Genomic DNA, 15,667 nt, shown 5'->3' on the forward strand with positions numbered 1-15,667 from the left:
TCTCGTGTTTCCCACTCATCGCCCTCGCCGGCTCCGGCGCACCCCTGCGCTCCGGCGACTCGTGGCTGAGACCTCGCTCGAACCCCGGCACCTCGTTTTGCCGATGTTCGTTGCAGACGGCATCGACGCCCCGCGTGAGATCAGTTCCATGCCAGGCGTTTTCCAGCACACCCTCGATTCGCTGCGGTCCGCCGCGGTGGAAGCGGTGGAAGCCGGAGTCGGTGGCCTGATGCTCTTCGGTGTACCGAAGGCGGAGGACAAGGACCCGCAGGGGTCCGGCGCCTCCGATCCCGACGGCATCCTCAACGTCGGATTGCGTGCTCTGGCAGACGAACTCGGCGATTCGACGGTCATCATGGCCGATACCTGCCTCGACGAGTTCACCGATCACGGCCACTGCGGCGTGTTGACTGCAGGCGGCACCGTCGACAACGACGCAACCTTGAACCGATACGTCGAAATGGCTCTCGCGCAAGCTGAATCGGGTGCGCATCTGCTCGGTCCCAGTGGCATGATGGACGGTCAGGTGGCCGCGATCCGCGGCGCACTCGATGCATCCGGGTATGTGGAGGTCGGCCAGCTCGCCTATGCCGCGAAGTACGCGTCGGCGTTCTACGGGCCGTTCCGTGAAGCCGTCGGATCCTCACTGCAAGGCGACCGTCGTACTTATCAGCAGGACGGGGCCAATCGCCGCGAGTCGATGCGCGAGGTAGACCTCGACATCGCCGAGGGCGCCGACATGGTGATGGTCAAGCCGGCAATGTCCTACCTCGACATTCTGCGTGAGACCGCCGACCGGTCTCCGGTTCCGGTCGCTGCGTACCAGATCTCGGGGGAGTACTCGATGATCACCGCCGCCGCGCAGAACGGGTGGATCGATCGGGATGCGGCGATTCTCGAATCGCTCACCAGCATTCGCCGCGCCGGTGCCGACGTGGTCCTCACGTACTGGGCGTCGGAAGTTGCCGGATGGCTGTGACGGAGTCACACATGGTGGCTGTGACGGAGTCACACATGGTGGCTGCGCCGGCGTCGACCGATACGCTGGTGTCATGACCGAGCAGTGGCCGCCGTCGCGCCAGGAACCGCCCCGCCGGGAACCTCCCTACGACAACCAGCCGTTCGAGAATCAGCCGTACCGCGAACTCGGACCGATGCCGACGGGTCAGATCCCGGGTTACGGCCCCGGTTACAACGGATACCCGAGGCCCCAGCCGAAGCTCGAGCCGCCGACGGACGTCGTGACTGCGATTCAGCTGTGGTGGGCCGTGACGGCTCTGGGGTTGGTCCAGGGCGGCGCGATGATCTGGATGCTGCTCGGGCAGAAGTCGATGTTCGTCGACGAGATGCTCAGAAACCAAGCAGCTGTCGACGCCGGCCTGACGCGTTCCGACGTGGAGGGCATGTTCCCACTGGTCATCGTGTTCTCTGCGGTTCTGGTCGTGATTGTCACCGCGGTGTTCCTCCTGTTCGTGCGCGCGATGAGTCGCGGCAAGAACTGGGCTCGAATGTTGCTGACGTTCTGTGGCGTCTTCATGCTGGTCTCCGCGATCCCGGTGATCTTCGGGCTCGGCGGCGACGGCGGTGCGGCCACTCTGCTGTTCGGCGGAGCGGAAATCCTGCAGGCAGTTGCGGCTGTCGGGGCGATCGTGATGATGCACCGAAAAGAGTCCAATCCGTACTTTCTTCGTTTCCCCCCGGCGGGGAACCGGTAGGTAGCTCGGGGTACTGTGAAACGGGTCACTGAAGTAGTAGGGGAGAGGTCGGACGCGATGAGTTCTCAGGAAGCCCTGCGTACGGAAAGCACCCACGACGCGCCACTGCGCCAACGTGGTTCACGCACCGAAGTGATCTTGTTCGCGATCCTCGGAGCCTCTGTTCTGGTGACACTCCTGATGCTCATGATTCCGGGCATCGTCAGCGGATAGCGCACACTTGAACCCGTGAGTATCTCTACGAAGGTCAGGCGCCCGACGGCCGTCGAGGCAGCATTCTGGCTGTGGATCGCCAGCGCGTTCCTGCTCATACTCTTCGGCCTGATCAATGTCACCAGCGCGTCGTATTCGCTGCGTGAGCAGTTCACCGATCAAGGCGTTTCGGCCGGAAACATCGACATCTACGTCACCTTCGTGCGGGTGTCCGGACTGGTTCTGCTGTTGACCGGCCTCGCGATCGGCGGCCTCGCCGGTCCCACCCGCGCCGGCAAACCTCTGTGCCGACGGATCCTGGTGATCGTGTCCGGAGTGTTCGCGGTGCTGCAGATCGCGCTGGTCGTCGCGGGGATCAGTACCGTGCTCGCGCTTGTCGTTCCCGTCATGCTGATCTGTGCCTGCGTCGCGATCTATCGCGACACCACCCGAAGTTGGTTCGCCCGTGGTTGACCGTGCTCCCGAAAGCGGCCCGGACGTTCTGTACTACGAACCGGGTTCTCGGTGGTGGGCCATCGCGTTCGGTCCGATCTTCTGCCTGATCGCCCTGGTCATCGAACTGTTCACCGGCCCGGTGGTGCACTGGTTCGGTCTGGCGATGTTCGCCGTGATCCTCACCGGATTGGTGTACGTGCAGGTGATTGCCGCGCGCCGGCATGCGAGCGTGCTTCTGACCGCGACCACGTTGCGTCAGGGAACCGAAGAGGTACCGATCACCGAGATCGCCGAGGTGTTCCCGGAGTCCGACGACGCCGCCTACGAGGACGAAATGGAGCCGTGGGAAACGGCTCGCGCGCTCGGTGAGTTGTCCGGAGTGCCCCGGCGACGGCACGGGATCGGCTTGCGTCTGACCACCGGAGGATTGGTGCGTGCGTGGGCGAAGGACGATCGGGCACTTCGCGAGGCGTTGAGCCAGGTTGTCACGGTTGGTGTAGAACCGGACGGGTCTGCCGATGAGTGAGCCGCAGCCGTCTCCATTCGTCGACGTGAAGACGTGGATCGGTGTCCTCGGGATCGTCGCCGCCACGATTCTGGCGGTGGTGTGCTGGCGAGCGGGTACCACGACGTCCGACTTCGGGCCGATACTGGAGGGCGCTCCGCCGTTCGAGAGCACACACTACGACGGGCTCTGGATCTCGGGTGCCGGGCTGTCGATTCTGGTGGCGGGGCTGATGGCCATCGATGTCGTGCGCCGCGTCCGGGTGGGCTTCGTCGCATCCCGGTAGCCCTCATACGGGTAGGGGGTATAGTTGCGGTATGAGTAGTTACAGCCCCGAGCAGGACGATCTGCTCAAGCGCCTTCGTCGTATCGAAGGTCAGGTAGCCGGAATCTCGCGCATGGTCGCAGACGACCGGTACTGCATCGACGTGCTCACCCAGGTGTCCGCCGCGACGAGCGCGTTGCAGTCCGTATCCCTGAAGCTTCTCGACGCCCACCTTGCTGGTTGCGTCGTCGAAGCTGCCAAGCAGGGTGGTCCGGAAGCGGACGTCAAGATCAAGGAAGCTCAGGCGGCCATCGCTCGTCTCGTTCGTTCGTAAGGTGCCGGTCCGTCACTGCGTGATGGACCGCGCGAGCGCCCGGGCGGAGAAGTTCACGAAATGCTCGGGTGTGATCTCTTTGGCGACGTTGATGACGATGGTGTCCGACAGGCCTTTGAGCCCGGAGAGCACCACATGGACAAGCGCGGGGTCGTCGATCAACCGGTTTCCTTCGGCTGCAGCAGATTCCGTGAGCGCTCGAACCAACGCCGAGTTGAAGACCGCTACGGATGCGTGAAGTTCCCGCATGCTCTCTCGGTCGGAGCCGGCCATGCCTTCGATGTCGCGCCAGGTGGTGGTGAGTCGGCCCACCCGTGCCCAGTGCCGAGCAAACTCGGAGATCACGGACTCGAGTAATGCGCTCAGCCCCTGCTCGCGGGGGAGCGAGTTCACGAAATCGGCCATTTCCAGCTGACTCTCGCTGAGGAGGGCGGCGAAGATGTCCTGCTTGTCGACGAAGTACTGGTAGATCAGTCCGGTGCTGGTGCCGGCTCGTTTGGCGACCGCGCGGATGGTGAGCGCGGAGTAGCCGCCCTCGTCCAGAAGCGAAATCGCCGCGTCGAGCGTTCGGCGTCGACGCACTTCGGCGTCGCCGTAGATCGACTTGCTGCTGGTACTGCTCATTTGATCACCGTAGTCGCGGTGGTCGGCATCCTCAATTCACATCGAACACCGTTCGTTGTTGAACGCCACCCAGAATGAAATGTGATACAGATCATAGAATGAACATTGTTCGAAATAGAATGAACATCGTTCATTCTGGTGTTACGGTATGGCGCAGACCACATCGAGACCAGTGCATCGCGCTGGACACTCTGCGGTCGGCCTGACCTTTCTTCCCGTATCGATCGGGAGGTCTACACAGTTGTGGAGTACCTATGACACGCACTAACGATGAACGCGCGGCGATCGACATCGCCACCGCGGCTGGAGAACTTCTGCTCGAACACCGCAAATCCCTCGGCGAAAACGACGGTGATGCCGCGACTTTCAAGAACGCGGCCGATCGACTCAGTCATGAATTCATCGTCGCCGAACTTGCCCGACGCTTCCCTGCGGATGCAGTGCTGTCGGAGGAAGGTGTTGACGACCTCGCGAGGCTGGCTGCGGATCGGGTGTGGATCGTCGACCCTCTCGACGGCACCCGTGAGTACGGCGAGGCCGGCCGATCGGACTGGGCCGTGCATGTTGCACTGACCGAAAACGGCGTCCTCACAACAGGTGCGGTCGCAATGCCTGCCCTCGGCGTCACCTATTGCAGCGGTGATGATCGAACCGGGCGGGATTCCGCGACGCCGGTTCGTGTCGTCGTATCGCGGACGCGGCGTCCGGAACCGGTCATGCGCATGGCCGACTCCATGGGCGCGGAGTTGATCGAAATGGGATCCGCCGGAGCCAAAGCAATGGCGGTCGTCTCGGGTGACGCAGACATCTATGCGCATGCGGGCGGACAGTACGAGTGGGATTCGGCGGCGCCCGTTGCCGTCGCACGTGCTGCAGGACTGCATGTTTCACGTATCGACGGCAGTGAGCTTTGCTACAACCAGGAAAAACCGTGGTTGCCGGATCTCCTCATCTGCTTGCCCGAACTCGCCCCGAAAGCACTGGAGGAACTGGGCCGATGACCGCGACACTGACGCACCTCGAACGACTCGAAGCCGAGAGTATTCACATCATGCGTGAAGCTGCCTCGCAGAGTGAGAACCCGGTGATGCTGTACTCGGTGGGCAAAGATTCCGCGGTGATGCTGCATCTGGCGCGCAAGGCCTTCTATCCGTCGAAGCTGCCGTTTCCGCTGTTGCACGTCGACACCACGTGGAAGTTTCGCGAGATGTACAAACTTCGTGACAGTACCGCTGCTGCAGGCGATCTCGATCTCATCGTCCACACCAATCCGGACTGCGTGAAGCAGGGGATCAACCCGTTCACTCACGGCAGCGCTGTCCATACCGACATGTGGAAAACAGAAGGTCTCAAACAAGCCCTCGATCACTACAAATTCGACGCGGCGTTCGGTGGTGCCCGGCGCGACGAAGAAAAATCCCGTGCCAAGGAACGGATCTTCTCGATCCGATCAGCTGCGCACCGCTGGGATCCCAAGCAGCAGCGACCAGAGTTGTGGCGGATGTACAACGTCCGCAAAGCGCCGGGCGAAAGCCTGCGCGTCTTCCCGCTCTCGAACTGGACCGAGCTGGATGTGTGGGAATACATACGCCAGGAAGAGATTCCGATCGTTCCGCTGTATTTTGCCGACAAGCGGCCCGTCGTCGAGCGGGACGGTGCGCTGATCATGGTCGACGACGACCGGATGCCGTTGCTGCCGGGCGAGACTCCGGAACTCAAGAGCGTTCGTTTCCGCACCCTCGGCTGTTACCCGCTGACCGGTGCCGTCGAATCGGCCGCAACGAGTCTGACCGAGATCATCTCGGAAATGTTGCTCACCACCACTTCCGAACGCCAGGGACGGGTCATCGACCACGACTCGAGTGCGTCGATGGAAAAGAAGAAGCAAGAGGGGTACTTCTGATGACTGTTTCCTCTGAATTGATCGCTGACGACATCGAGGCGTACCTCGAACGTCATGCGAACAAGAGCATGCTGCGATTCATCACCTGCGGCAGCGTCGACGACGGCAAGAGCACCTTGATCGGCCGTCTGCTCTACGAATCGAAACTCGTCTTCGACGACCAGCTCACGGCGCTCGAAGCCGATTCGCGCAAGAGCGGAACGCAGGGGGAGGGGCTCGATTTCGCTCTCCTGGTCGACGGTCTCGCCGCCGAACGTGAGCAGGGCATCACGATCGACGTCGCCTACCGCTACTTCACGACCGAGCGACGCAAGTTCGTCGTCGCTGATACTCCGGGGCATGAGCAGTACACCCGGAACATGGTGACGGGCGCATCGACGGCCGATCTTGCTGTGATCCTTGTCGATTCCCGCAAGGGCATACTGACTCAGACCCGTCGGCACTCGTATCTCGTGTCCTTGCTCGGGATCAAGCACGTGGTGCTGGCCGTGAACAAGCTAGACCTCGTCGACTACTCGCAAGAGGTCTTCGATGCCATCACCGCGGATTACGCAGAGTTCGCTCACGAGATCGGTCTCGACGGGTTCGTCGCCATTCCGATGTCGGCATACATGGGTGACAATCTCACCGAGCGCAGCGCGAATACCCCGTGGTACTCCGGACCCAGCCTGATCGAACATCTCGAAAGCGTGGACATCGACGATGCTGCCGCTGCGGCTCCGTTCCGGATGCCGGTGCAGTGGGTCAACCGACCGGACCTCGACTTCCGGGGATTCTCCGGCCAGATCGTCTCCGGCACCGTATCTCCCGGAGATCCCATCCGCGTACTCCCCAGTGGAAAGACGTCCACGGTCGAGCGCATCGTGACCATGGGTGGCGACCTCGACGTTGCCGGCGCGGGCCGCTCGGTCACCATCACGCTCGCCGACGAGATCGACATCAGCCGCGGTGATGTGCTGTCCATCGGCGACAACCCGCCGGCCGTCGCCGATCAGTTCGAGGCCTGCATCGTCTGGATGGGTGAGGCTCTTATGCTGCCTGAGCGGCCGTTCCTGTGCCAGATCGGTACCGTCACCGTCACTGCGCGCATCACGAAACCCAAACACAAGATCAACGTCAACACTCTCGAGAAGACTGCAACGACTACTCTCGCGCTCAACGAAATCGGAGTGTGCAACCTCAGTTTCGATCGGCCCGTCCCGTTCGACCCGTACGTCGGCAACCGTGACACCGGTAGCTTCATCCTCATCGACCGCCTGACCAACAGCACTGTCGGTGCGGGCATGATCACGCACTCGCTGCGTCGATCGGACAACATTCACTGGCAATCCGTCGACGTCGACGAGGCCGCGCACACCAGGCTCAAGGGTCACCAACCCGCAGTTCTGTGGTTCACGGGCCTCTCCGGTTCGGGAAAGTCGACCATCGCCAACGATGTCGAGCGTCAACTGCACGCACTCGGCGCGCACACCTACCTCCTCGACGGAGACAACGTCCGTCACGGGCTGAATCGAGACCTCGGATTCACCGAAGCCGACCGCGTCGAGAACATCCGCCGCGTCACGGAAGTCACCCGCCTGATGGCGGATGCCGGCCTGATCGTGCTCGCGTCCTTCATTTCACCGTTCGAGGCCGAGCGTCATGCCGCTCGTGAATTGATCGGCGACCAACAGTTCGTCGAAATCTTCGTCGACACCGCTCTTGCCGTCGCAGAGGAGCGAGATCCCAAGGGGCTGTACAAGAAAGCTCGACGTGGGGAATTGGTGAACTTCACCGGCATCGATTCGCCGTACGAACCACCTCAGCACCCCGATATCCACATCGACACCAGTGTCACGACGACCGAGGACGCTGCGATCGCGATCATCGACTATCTCCGCGCCCGCGGAACCATTTCTCGATCCGTCTGAACTCGAGGAGCATCCATGCCTGACAGGGCTGAAATAGTTTCTGCTGTAGAAGATTACGTCAATTGTCTCGCAAGTCACGACGTCGACGGCCTGGTTGCGTTGTTTGCGCCCGACGCAGTTCAACATGAGCCGCTGGGTGTCACGACTTACCGCGGGATCGACGAGATTCGCGCATTCGACACGGCGTGCGCCCAGGTCGACTTCACCGTCAGCCTGCTCGGGCCGATTTCGGTGACGGGAAAGTACGCAGCCATGCAGCTTCGGGTTCAGCGGGTCGGGATGCCCGACTTCGCCGCCACCGACCTGTTCGAGTTCGACGATGACTGCAAGATCGTTTCTCTCAGTGTTGTTCTCGATCCGCAGGCACAGTGCTGACCCATCCGGGCCTGTTGGCAGGCAAGGTTGTCGTCGTCTCGGGAGTGGGCCCGGCGCTGGGTCGTTCGATTGCGCTGCAGAGTGCGGCGTCCGGAGCGAAAGTTGTTCTGGCTGCCCGCACACCCGAGCGCTTGGAATCAGTGGCAAGGGAGATCCGAGACCGCGGCGGAATTGCGTTGGCCGTACCGACGAACCTCACCGACGTCGATTCGATCGCTTCGTTGGCGGAGACAACTGTCGCTGAGTTCGGTGCGGTGCATTGCCTGGTGAACAATGCGTTTGTTCAACCCGCGCAGGTGCCACTCCTGGACGCCGACGTGGCGTCCATCCAGTCGGGCATCGACATCAACTTGCTCGCGGCGTTGAACGTGACCAGGGAATTTGCTCCGGCATTGATCGAGTCGCACGGGTCTGTCGTGATGGTCACGTCCATGGTGCTGCGCAACCAACTTCCCGGTTTCGGGGCCTACCGCATCATGAAATCCGGGCTCCTGGCAATGGCACGCAGTTTGTCGATCGATCTCGGCCCCAAAGGCGTTCGAGTCAATTCGGTTGCTCCCGGCTATATCTGGGCGGAATCGGTGAAGAACATGTTCGAGAAGAAGGCAGCGGCAGCAGGAGTCGACCCCAAGGCCATTTACGACGAAATCGCGGCGGGCACCGATCTACGCCGGCTACCGGAGCCGGACGACATTGCCAATGCTGTGGTCTTCCTCCTGTCCGATTCGGCCAGGGCCATCGCGGGGCAATGTCTCGACGTCAACTGCGGTCACACCCACCACTGAACCCACCCCACAAGGAATTACAGATGACACAGGATTACGACGGCATCGGTTCCGTCGACGACTTGCACCAGGTCGCGCGTGAGGAGACCGGGTACGAAAACTTCGGCAGCGACAGCTATCTCGAAGGGCTTCGAGTTCTCCTCGAGTCGTTCCAGAACGAGGCCGACCTCACTCCGCACGGCAAGGTGATCGCTCGCAAGATGATCATCGGAGCGCTCGCGGGTCGCCTGACCAGTGAGGCCGGATTTGCGAAATATCCAGAGCACGTGGACGTTCCGATCGAGCGCCCGATCTTCGTGGTTGGGTTGACCCGCACCGGCAGCACCGCGCTGCACCGCTTGCTCGGTGCCGACCCAGCGCATCAGGGCGCCGAGATGTGGCTCGCCGAGACGCCGCAGCCGCGCCCCGAGCGCGACAAGTGGTCGGAGAACGCAGACTACGTTCGCTCCGACACTTTCTATCGTGCGCGCCAGCGCAACGAGGCGGACCTGATGAAGGTGCATTTCATGGGGGCGGAGGAAGTCGAGGAATGTTGGCGTCTGCTGCAGCAGACGATGCTCTCGACCGCGTTCGAGACCGTGGCGTACGTACCGAGCTACACCCGGTGGCTGGCGAAGCAGGACTGGACCGAAACATATGCGCGGCACAAGAAGAACCTGCAGTTGATCGGGCTGCACGACCAGGACCGACGGTGGGTGCTCAAAAGCCCGAGTCATGTCTTCGCGATCGACGCGATCATGTCGGTTTATCCGGATGCGCTGTTCGTCCGGACCTTCCGGGACCCGTTGACGTCGATGGCGTCCACCTTCAGCCTTGCCGAGCAGGGCGGACACGACATGTCGAAAGCCTTCGACCGTCCGGCCATCGGGCGCACGCAACTGGACCTGTGGGCAAGAGGGAATGCGAACTTCAACAGTGCCCGTAGCCGCTACAACCCGGATCAGTTCATCGACGTCGACTACAAGGACTTCATCTCCGACGCGGTCGGCACAGTCGAGAAGATCTACGCACAATTCGATCTGCCCTTCACAGACGACGCCCGCGCCGCGGTGGAGGCGTCGCATCAGGCGAGCCTGGCCGAGCACCGTCGTCCGTCTCACCGCTATTCGCTCGAGGAGTTCGGCGTGAGCGCTGCCGACGTCGAAGCGAAGTTCGCCACCACACCCTGATCGACCCAGACCTAGCCCCACTACAACAAGGAGATTTACATGAACGCTGTTTGGGAAAAGTTTTGCGCAGATCTGCTCGAGGTCGGAAAGGTCCTGGAAGACGAGATCGTCCCTCAGGATCCGCTGACTCGAGCCGAGGGCGTTCGCTACCTGAGCCGGTTGCTTCGGTACGGCACGATCAACTGTGTCGAGTACACCGATCCACGGTGGCCGCAGTTCTCGTCCGCTCCGAACCCGAACATGATGACGAAGATCGGTGCCGACAACCCGGACAACGTCTACATGCGTGCCAACATCTCCGGTAAGTACAACTACCGGATCATCGGCACCCGAGGCACCGTCCCGCTGATCACCTTCGGCTCGCGCGTAAATCGGTACCACATCGACGGCACCATGCTGCAGACCGGCGATCTGCATATCCACGACCTCGAGGTCGACGAGAACGGCCGTTTCGAGTTCATCGCGAGTGTGGACAAGCCCGCCGAGGGTGCCTGGCTGCCTTTGGCGCCCGAAAGTAACCTCATCTCCGTTCGGCAAACCCACAAGGATCGGCGCAACGAGGTCGTCGGTGATCTGACCATCGAATGCCTGAACCCGGACGGGGAGTTCGTCCCGCTGACTCCGGAAGAGATCGGCGAGCGCCTCACCAAGTCCGTCGGGATCGTGAAAGGGATGGCGGAGACCTTCCTGGAGTGGTCGCGCAAATTCCAGCCCCGCGCCAACGAGATCTTCGACTGGGGACAGGACTACTTCCAGGACGCCGGCGGTGATCCGACGATCTTCTACTTCCACGGTTACTGGAAGCTCGCCGAGGACGAGGCGTGGGTCATCGAGACCGAGGTCCCGAACTGCGAGTACTTCAACTTCGTGCTGCAGAACTTCTGGGTCGAGTCTCTCGACTACAACCGCACGAACATCTACATCAACAATCACACCGCGAAGCTCAACGACGACGGCACCATGACGATCGTCGTGGCGGCGAAGGATCCCGGCTACGGCAACTGGATCGACACCGATTCGCACACCGAGGGGACATGGGCGCTGCGCTGGATCAAGGCGGACTCGCATCCGATCCCGACGTCGACGGTAGTCAAGATCTGATCAGCGGACGAGATTGGGAACGTATGTACACCAGAAAGGTTCGGTTCGTACCTCGCTTTGTCGCGCTCGGGCTTGCCGGTGCATTGTGGTTGACCGGGTGTGCCTCCAGTAGTGGGGGCACCGCGGGATCGGATTCACCGAGCAGTAGTGGCGCAGCGGGTTTCGTGGGAGCTCGGGATACTGGGGAACGGGTCGACGGAGGTGTTCTCACCTTCGGGTCCTATTCGTTCCCTTCCTCGTTGGACCCCGCCAGAACGCAAGCCGCCGGTTCGACCGGCGGAACCGAAATGGCCGCAATTTACGACACGCTGGTACGCAGCGATTCCACAAGCGGGGGCTTCGTACCGCAACTCGCGAAGACTCTGTCGAACAACAGCGACTTCACCTCGTACACCGTCACTTTGGCTGATGGTCTCACCTTCAGTGACGGGAGCCCGCTCGACGCGGAAGCAGTGAAGTGGAGTATCGATCGATTCGTGGCAGGCAAAGGCGATGTATCGCAGACCTGGCTCAACATCGTGGATCGGATCGAGACGCCCGACGCCACCACTGTCGAATTCGTCCTCGAGCGTCCCTGGCATCAATTCCCGGCGCTGTTGTCGCTCGGCCCCGGAATGATCGTTGCGCGAAGTTCAGGGGGAGAGGCAGGGTCTGTTTCAGGAACCGGGGACGGAGCGTTCACGCCGATCGGGGCGGGCCCGTTCACCTTGGCCAAGTTCGCGCCGCACGAAGAACTGGTACTCGCCGCACGCACGGATTATCAGGGCGGTGAGCCTTCACTGGACACACTGCGGTTTGTTCCTACTTCGGGCGCACAGTCTCAGTACGAATCGCTGAAGAGTGGTCAGATCGACATGACGTACATTCTGCGAGACGAGGCCGTCATCAAACAAGCTCTCGACGACGGATACTCGGGTTACCTCAGTCCGACCGGACAGAACGGGATCGGCACGATCAACAATCGCGAGGGCAAGCCCGGGGCCGATGTGCGTATTCGTCAGGCGATCGCCTCCGGGGTGGATCCGGCGGCAGTCAATACCCGTGCGAACAACGGATTGGGCACCGCCAGTTCCGAACTGGTCCCGCGGACATCACGTTGGTACAACAACACCGCAGGCATTCCGTTCGACCCGGCGAAGGCAAAGGCGCTGCTCGATCAAGCGAAGTCCGACGGGTACGACGGGAAACTCCGTTATCTCACCACCTCGGAGCCGAGCCAACAAGCGACGGCACTGACGGTTCAGGCGTCGCTGAACGCGATCGGTTTCGACGTCACCATCGACTACGCCACCGATGTGACCGATCTGGTTCGACGGGTATACAGGGACCACGATTTCGACATGACCAGAGGTGGCGCTCCGGTCGGAGAAGAAGCGCCGTACCTCAATGTGTACAACAGTATGGCCAGTGATTCGAAGAACAACCCGTCCGGCTTCGCGGACCCGGAGATGGACGCGCTGATCACGGCTGTGCAGACTGCATCGACGGACGATGCTGTCCGTGAGGCGATCAGCAGGGTGCAGGAGTACGCCAATGTGACTGTGCCTTACGTGATCTGGGGTCCCGCATCGGTGTTGACTGCTTGGGACGGCAACATTCACGGCGTCGTACGCACTATCACCGACATCATGTTCTTCGGCGATGCTTGGATGTCGCCGGCGTGAGTTCCTGCAGATGGAAGGGTTTTCGACGTGCGATTGACGAAATGGTGTAGCGGCGAAATGGTGGAACGATGAAGTGGTCCTTGGCGGGCGCGATGATCGGCGCCCTGGAGTTGTGCGAGTTGGCGCAGGTCGCAGAAGAGGTGGGTTTCGACGGAATCGCGATGCCGGATTCCGTGTTCTATCCGGAGCGGGTGTCGGCGCCGTATCCGTACACCGCTGACGGGAAGCGGATGTGGTCGCCCGAGACGCCGATGCCCGATCCCTTCATTGCCATGGCCGCAATGGCGGCCGTCACGTCGCGAATTCGGTTTTACACCAACGTGTTCAAACTCCCACTGCGTGATCCGCTGTTGACGGCCAAGCAGGTATCGACCATGGCGGTGATGTCGCGGAACCGCGTCGCTCTCGGCGTCGGTTTGTCCTGGATTCCCGAGGAATTCACCTTCACCGGTACCGAGATGCGAACCCGCGGTGCGCGTACCGACGAAGCCATCGAGATCATCAAGGCCGTGTGTGCGGGACGTGGACCCGAATGGGTCGAATTCCATGGCAAGCACTACGATTTCGGCGCGCTGATGATCAGTCCTGCTCCGGAGATTCCTGTTCCGATCTACATCGGTGGGCACAGCGAACCGGGATTGCGGCGCGCAGCCAGGTTGGCTGACGGTTGGATGTCGGTGAACATGACCAAGGCCGAATTGGCCTCCGCCATCGATCGTCTCACGGAATTGCGGGACGAGTACGGTCGTGCCGATGCCCCCTTCGGCATCAACGTCTCGCCGACGGATGTTCGCGATCTGGACGGATATCGGGAACTCGAGACTCTCGGAGTCACGGAAATCAGAGTGTTGCCGTGGTATCGCTACGGAGTTGATGTCGGTGATCGTCAGGCGCGACTCGACTCGATTCGACGGTTTGCCGACGAGGTCATCGCTCAGTACTGATCGATCAGCGTCTGCATCGCCCGGCCGTAGAGTTTTGCCAACTCGTCGCGATCTGCCGACTGGGGGATGCTCTCGTCGCTGAGGACGCTCAACAAGCCGGACACCTGGGCGGAGACCAGGAGTGCTCGGGTGTACGCGTCTTCGCCGTCGAGGCGAGCGGCGAGATTGGTGGCAAACGTACCGGTCATCTCGCGCAGTCGCTCCCGGATCCGTGGACTGTCCGACGCCCGCATGAGCGCTGTGTACACCGACAGCATCCGGGCGTCGGCCTTGCCCAGGACGAATGCTGCGATCCGCTCACCGAGGGTGTCGAGTGGGCCGTCGAACTGGCCTTCGAAGTAGTCCGCAACCGGCGTGGTTTCCAGGAACAGCGCTTCTTTCGACCCGAAATGCCGGATGACCAGGGCCGGATCGATTCCGGCAACTTTGGCGATGGCGCGAACCGACGTGCCACCGAACCCGTGCTCACCGAATAGTCGGAATGCTGCGGTGCGAATCGCCTCGGACGTCGAGGGCTGTCCCTGCTCTGGCGTGTGCTTCGTGGGTGTCACGACATCGACCTCTGTGCTCGCGTGCCGACTTCGTTGTCAACGGCGTTGACTATAACGTGTCAACGGTGTTGACTATAACGTGTCAACGGTGTTGACTGTTGAGTCTGTCAACGGTGTTGACAGCTAGATGTGGTGAGTGAAGAGAGCGTGGAATATGACAGATACCGACGTCCGGGTTCCCAGCGAAGAGGTTGTCGATCCGCCGACCAATTGGAAGATGGTGGGCAGTGGACTCGCATTTCCGTTGTTCTTCGTCATCATGTTCTGCCTGTGTTACGTCAGCGCGTTCCACTCGCCGACGCCGAATCAGGCCCCGATCGTGGTGGTCGGTCCGTCGTCCGTCACGGCCCCGCTGATCGACGGAATCCAGGCGTCGTCGGGTGACAAGTTCGACATCGTTGCCACCGCCAACGCCGCCGACGCACTCTCTCGGATCGACAACCGCGACGCGATCGGCGCCATCGAGATCGGTGACACCGTGACCGCACATATCGCCACCGGCGCGGGCGCCTCGACGGTTTCCGTGGTGAGCAGCTTGGCGCATTCCGTCGCGGAGCAGACGGGGCAGCAGGTCACGGTGATCGACTCGGCGCCCGTCACGGCGCGCGACTCCTCGACCGTCGGGCTCTTCTACTTCTTGATCGTCTGCACCCTCGGTGGCTACCTGACCATCACGGTGCTCAGTCAGGTTGCGCCGAGAATGCGGCTGCGAGAGCAGTATTCGATCCTGGCCGGTGCGGCGGTACTCACCCCGCTCATCGCCTTCGGAATCACCAGCATCTTCATGCACGCCTTCGGGGCGTCGGTCGGTCAGATCGTGCAACTGCTGGGGATCTCGATGCTCTACACGTTCACCGTCGGTGCGGTGAGCATCCTGCTCAATCGACTGCTCGGGCAGGCCGCGATCTTCGCGGTGCTGACGGTGCTCGTCTTCATCAACTTCCCGAGTTCGGGCGGTGCCATCCCGGTGTCGTTTCTGCCCGGATTCTGGCAGCACATCCATTCGTTCTGGCTCGGATCAGCGGCCATGGAGCCCATCCGCTCCGTCATCTACTTCGGTGGGAACGGCGCCGGACCGCACCTGCTCGTTCTGGGGATCTGGCTGGTCGCGGCACTCGGCCTGACCGGACTGCTCGCCTCTCGGCAGTCGAAGAAGGCAGCAGCGCACTGAGCG

Annotated in this window: 19 protein-coding genes; 17 read left to right on the plus strand and 2 right to left on the minus strand. The window is 61.7% G+C overall.

The window, feature by feature from the left end:
• The first annotated feature begins 4 nt into the window (after positions 1 to 4).
• From hemB to V3587_RS14425, 7 genes are all read left to right on the plus strand, one after another.
• Positions 5 to 979, plus strand: coding sequence for a porphobilinogen synthase (hemB, locus tag V3587_RS14395; RefSeq protein WP_283376747.1), 975 nt, complete (start codon positions 5 to 7; stop codon positions 977 to 979).
• Positions 980 to 1,052: 73 nt separating this feature from the next.
• Entirely contained in the window at positions 1,053 to 1,715 is a 663-nt protein-coding gene (locus V3587_RS14400; RefSeq protein WP_283376746.1) for a hypothetical protein, read from the plus strand.
• Positions 1,716 to 1,772: 57 nt separating this feature from the next.
• On the plus strand, positions 1,773 to 1,928 hold the full coding sequence (locus V3587_RS14405) for a hypothetical protein (RefSeq protein ID WP_003941930.1): 156 nt from the start codon (positions 1,773 to 1,775) through the stop codon (positions 1,926 to 1,928).
• Between the two features lie 15 nt (positions 1,929 to 1,943).
• Positions 1,944 to 2,381 (plus strand): hypothetical protein, encoded by a 438-nt coding sequence (locus V3587_RS14410; RefSeq protein ID WP_019744370.1) that lies wholly within the window; start codon positions 1,944 to 1,946, stop codon positions 2,379 to 2,381.
• Positions 2,374 to 2,889 carry a hypothetical protein gene (locus V3587_RS14415; RefSeq protein WP_124568190.1) on the plus strand — a complete coding sequence of 172 codons (516 nt, stop codon included), beginning with the start codon at positions 2,374 to 2,376 and terminating at the stop codon, positions 2,887 to 2,889. The genes V3587_RS14410 and V3587_RS14415 overlap by 8 nt, the downstream gene beginning before the upstream one ends.
• Positions 2,882 to 3,154, plus strand: coding sequence for a hypothetical protein (locus V3587_RS14420; RefSeq protein ID WP_050656222.1), 273 nt, complete (start codon positions 2,882 to 2,884; stop codon positions 3,152 to 3,154). The genes V3587_RS14415 and V3587_RS14420 overlap by 8 nt, the downstream gene beginning before the upstream one ends.
• A 31-nt stretch (positions 3,155 to 3,185) precedes the next feature.
• Positions 3,186 to 3,467: a metal-sensitive transcriptional regulator gene (locus V3587_RS14425; protein WP_003942012.1), complete on the plus strand. Its 282-nt coding sequence runs from the start codon at positions 3,186 to 3,188 to the stop codon at positions 3,465 to 3,467.
• Between the two features lie 12 nt (positions 3,468 to 3,479).
• Here V3587_RS14425 and V3587_RS14430 read toward each other — a convergent pair whose 3' ends face one another.
• On the minus strand, positions 3,480 to 4,091 hold the full coding sequence (locus tag V3587_RS14430; protein ID WP_200315951.1) for a TetR/AcrR family transcriptional regulator: 612 nt from the start codon (positions 4,089 to 4,091) through the stop codon (positions 3,480 to 3,482).
• A 254-nt stretch (positions 4,092 to 4,345) separates the two neighbouring features.
• On the opposite strand from V3587_RS14430, the gene V3587_RS14435 reads away from it, so the two are divergent.
• From V3587_RS14435 to V3587_RS14475, 9 genes are all read left to right on the plus strand, one after another.
• The gene (locus V3587_RS14435; protein WP_124568193.1) at positions 4,346 to 5,092 is read left to right on the plus strand and encodes a 3'(2'),5'-bisphosphate nucleotidase CysQ; all 747 of its coding nucleotides are present in this window, start codon (positions 4,346 to 4,348) and stop codon (positions 5,090 to 5,092) included.
• Entirely contained in the window at positions 5,089 to 5,994 is a 906-nt protein-coding gene (gene cysD, locus V3587_RS14440) for a sulfate adenylyltransferase subunit CysD (RefSeq protein WP_124568194.1), read from the plus strand. Before V3587_RS14435 ends, cysD begins: the two co-directional genes overlap by 4 nt.
• The gene (gene cysN, locus V3587_RS14445; RefSeq protein WP_235171643.1) at positions 5,994 to 7,904 is read left to right on the plus strand and encodes a sulfate adenylyltransferase subunit CysN; all 1,911 of its coding nucleotides are present in this window, start codon (positions 5,994 to 5,996) and stop codon (positions 7,902 to 7,904) included. The genes cysD and cysN overlap by 1 nt, the downstream gene beginning before the upstream one ends.
• 15 nt (positions 7,905 to 7,919) lie before the next feature.
• Positions 7,920 to 8,279, plus strand: a complete 360-nt coding sequence (locus V3587_RS14450; RefSeq protein ID WP_166811157.1) for a nuclear transport factor 2 family protein — start codon at positions 7,920 to 7,922, stop codon at positions 8,277 to 8,279.
• Positions 8,273 to 9,064, plus strand: coding sequence for an SDR family oxidoreductase (locus V3587_RS14455; protein ID WP_283376745.1), 792 nt, complete (start codon positions 8,273 to 8,275; stop codon positions 9,062 to 9,064). Before V3587_RS14450 ends, V3587_RS14455 begins: the two co-directional genes overlap by 7 nt.
• A gap of 23 nt (positions 9,065 to 9,087) precedes the next feature.
• A complete protein-coding gene (locus V3587_RS14460; RefSeq protein ID WP_283376744.1) occupies positions 9,088 to 10,233 on the plus strand; it encodes a sulfotransferase family protein in 1,146 nt (381 codons plus the stop codon).
• Between the two features lie 39 nt (positions 10,234 to 10,272).
• The gene (locus V3587_RS14465; protein ID WP_166811163.1) at positions 10,273 to 11,334 is read left to right on the plus strand and encodes a DUF1214 domain-containing protein; all 1,062 of its coding nucleotides are present in this window, start codon (positions 10,273 to 10,275) and stop codon (positions 11,332 to 11,334) included.
• Between the two features lie 23 nt (positions 11,335 to 11,357).
• On the plus strand, positions 11,358 to 12,998 hold the full coding sequence (locus V3587_RS14470; protein ID WP_283376880.1) for an ABC transporter substrate-binding protein: 1,641 nt from the start codon (positions 11,358 to 11,360) through the stop codon (positions 12,996 to 12,998).
• 68 nt (positions 12,999 to 13,066) lie between these two features.
• A complete protein-coding gene (locus V3587_RS14475) occupies positions 13,067 to 13,942 on the plus strand; it encodes a TIGR03619 family F420-dependent LLM class oxidoreductase (protein WP_283376743.1) in 876 nt (291 codons plus the stop codon).
• On the opposite strand, the gene V3587_RS14480 is transcribed toward V3587_RS14475, so the two are convergent.
• Positions 13,933 to 14,493, minus strand: a complete 561-nt coding sequence (locus tag V3587_RS14480) for a TetR/AcrR family transcriptional regulator (protein WP_283376742.1) — start codon at positions 14,491 to 14,493, stop codon at positions 13,933 to 13,935. The genes V3587_RS14475 and V3587_RS14480 overlap by 10 nt on opposite strands.
• A 154-nt stretch (positions 14,494 to 14,647) precedes the next feature.
• On the opposite strand from V3587_RS14480, the gene V3587_RS14485 reads away from it, so the two are divergent.
• On the plus strand, positions 14,648 to 15,664 hold the full coding sequence (locus V3587_RS14485; protein WP_166811170.1) for an ABC transporter permease: 1,017 nt from the start codon (positions 14,648 to 14,650) through the stop codon (positions 15,662 to 15,664).
• The last annotated feature ends 3 nt before the right edge of the window (positions 15,665 to 15,667 follow it).

Source organism: Rhodococcus sp. IEGM 1306 (assembly GCF_036541985.1).
Lineage (GTDB): Bacteria > Actinomycetota > Actinomycetes > Mycobacteriales > Mycobacteriaceae > Rhodococcus_F > Rhodococcus_F qingshengii.

Coding starts and splice junctions, on each gene's coding strand:
- V3587_RS14435 (WP_124568193.1), top strand. CDS start 4,346: ATGACACGCACTAACGATGAACGCGCGGCGATCGACATCGCCACCGCG.
- V3587_RS14450 (WP_166811157.1), top strand. CDS start 7,920: ATGCCTGACAGGGCTGAAATAGTTTCTGCTGTAGAAGATTACGTCAAT.
- V3587_RS14460 (WP_283376744.1), top strand. CDS start 9,088: ATGACACAGGATTACGACGGCATCGGTTCCGTCGACGACTTGCACCAG.
- V3587_RS14425 (WP_003942012.1), top strand. CDS start 3,186: ATGAGTAGTTACAGCCCCGAGCAGGACGATCTGCTCAAGCGCCTTCGT.
- cysD (WP_124568194.1), top strand. CDS start 5,089: ATGACCGCGACACTGACGCACCTCGAACGACTCGAAGCCGAGAGTATT.
- V3587_RS14400 (WP_283376746.1), top strand. CDS start 1,053: ATGACCGAGCAGTGGCCGCCGTCGCGCCAGGAACCGCCCCGCCGGGAA.
- V3587_RS14420 (WP_050656222.1), top strand. CDS start 2,882: ATGAGTGAGCCGCAGCCGTCTCCATTCGTCGACGTGAAGACGTGGATC.
- V3587_RS14475 (WP_283376743.1), top strand. CDS start 13,067: ATGAAGTGGTCCTTGGCGGGCGCGATGATCGGCGCCCTGGAGTTGTGC.
- V3587_RS14470 (WP_283376880.1), top strand. CDS start 11,358: ATGTACACCAGAAAGGTTCGGTTCGTACCTCGCTTTGTCGCGCTCGGG.
- V3587_RS14430 (WP_200315951.1), bottom strand. CDS start 4,091: ATGAGCAGTACCAGCAGCAAGTCGATCTACGGCGACGCCGAAGTGCGT.
- V3587_RS14405 (WP_003941930.1), top strand. CDS start 1,773: ATGAGTTCTCAGGAAGCCCTGCGTACGGAAAGCACCCACGACGCGCCA.
- V3587_RS14485 (WP_166811170.1), top strand. CDS start 14,648: ATGACAGATACCGACGTCCGGGTTCCCAGCGAAGAGGTTGTCGATCCG.
- V3587_RS14465 (WP_166811163.1), top strand. CDS start 10,273: ATGAACGCTGTTTGGGAAAAGTTTTGCGCAGATCTGCTCGAGGTCGGA.
- cysN (WP_235171643.1), top strand. CDS start 5,994: ATGACTGTTTCCTCTGAATTGATCGCTGACGACATCGAGGCGTACCTC.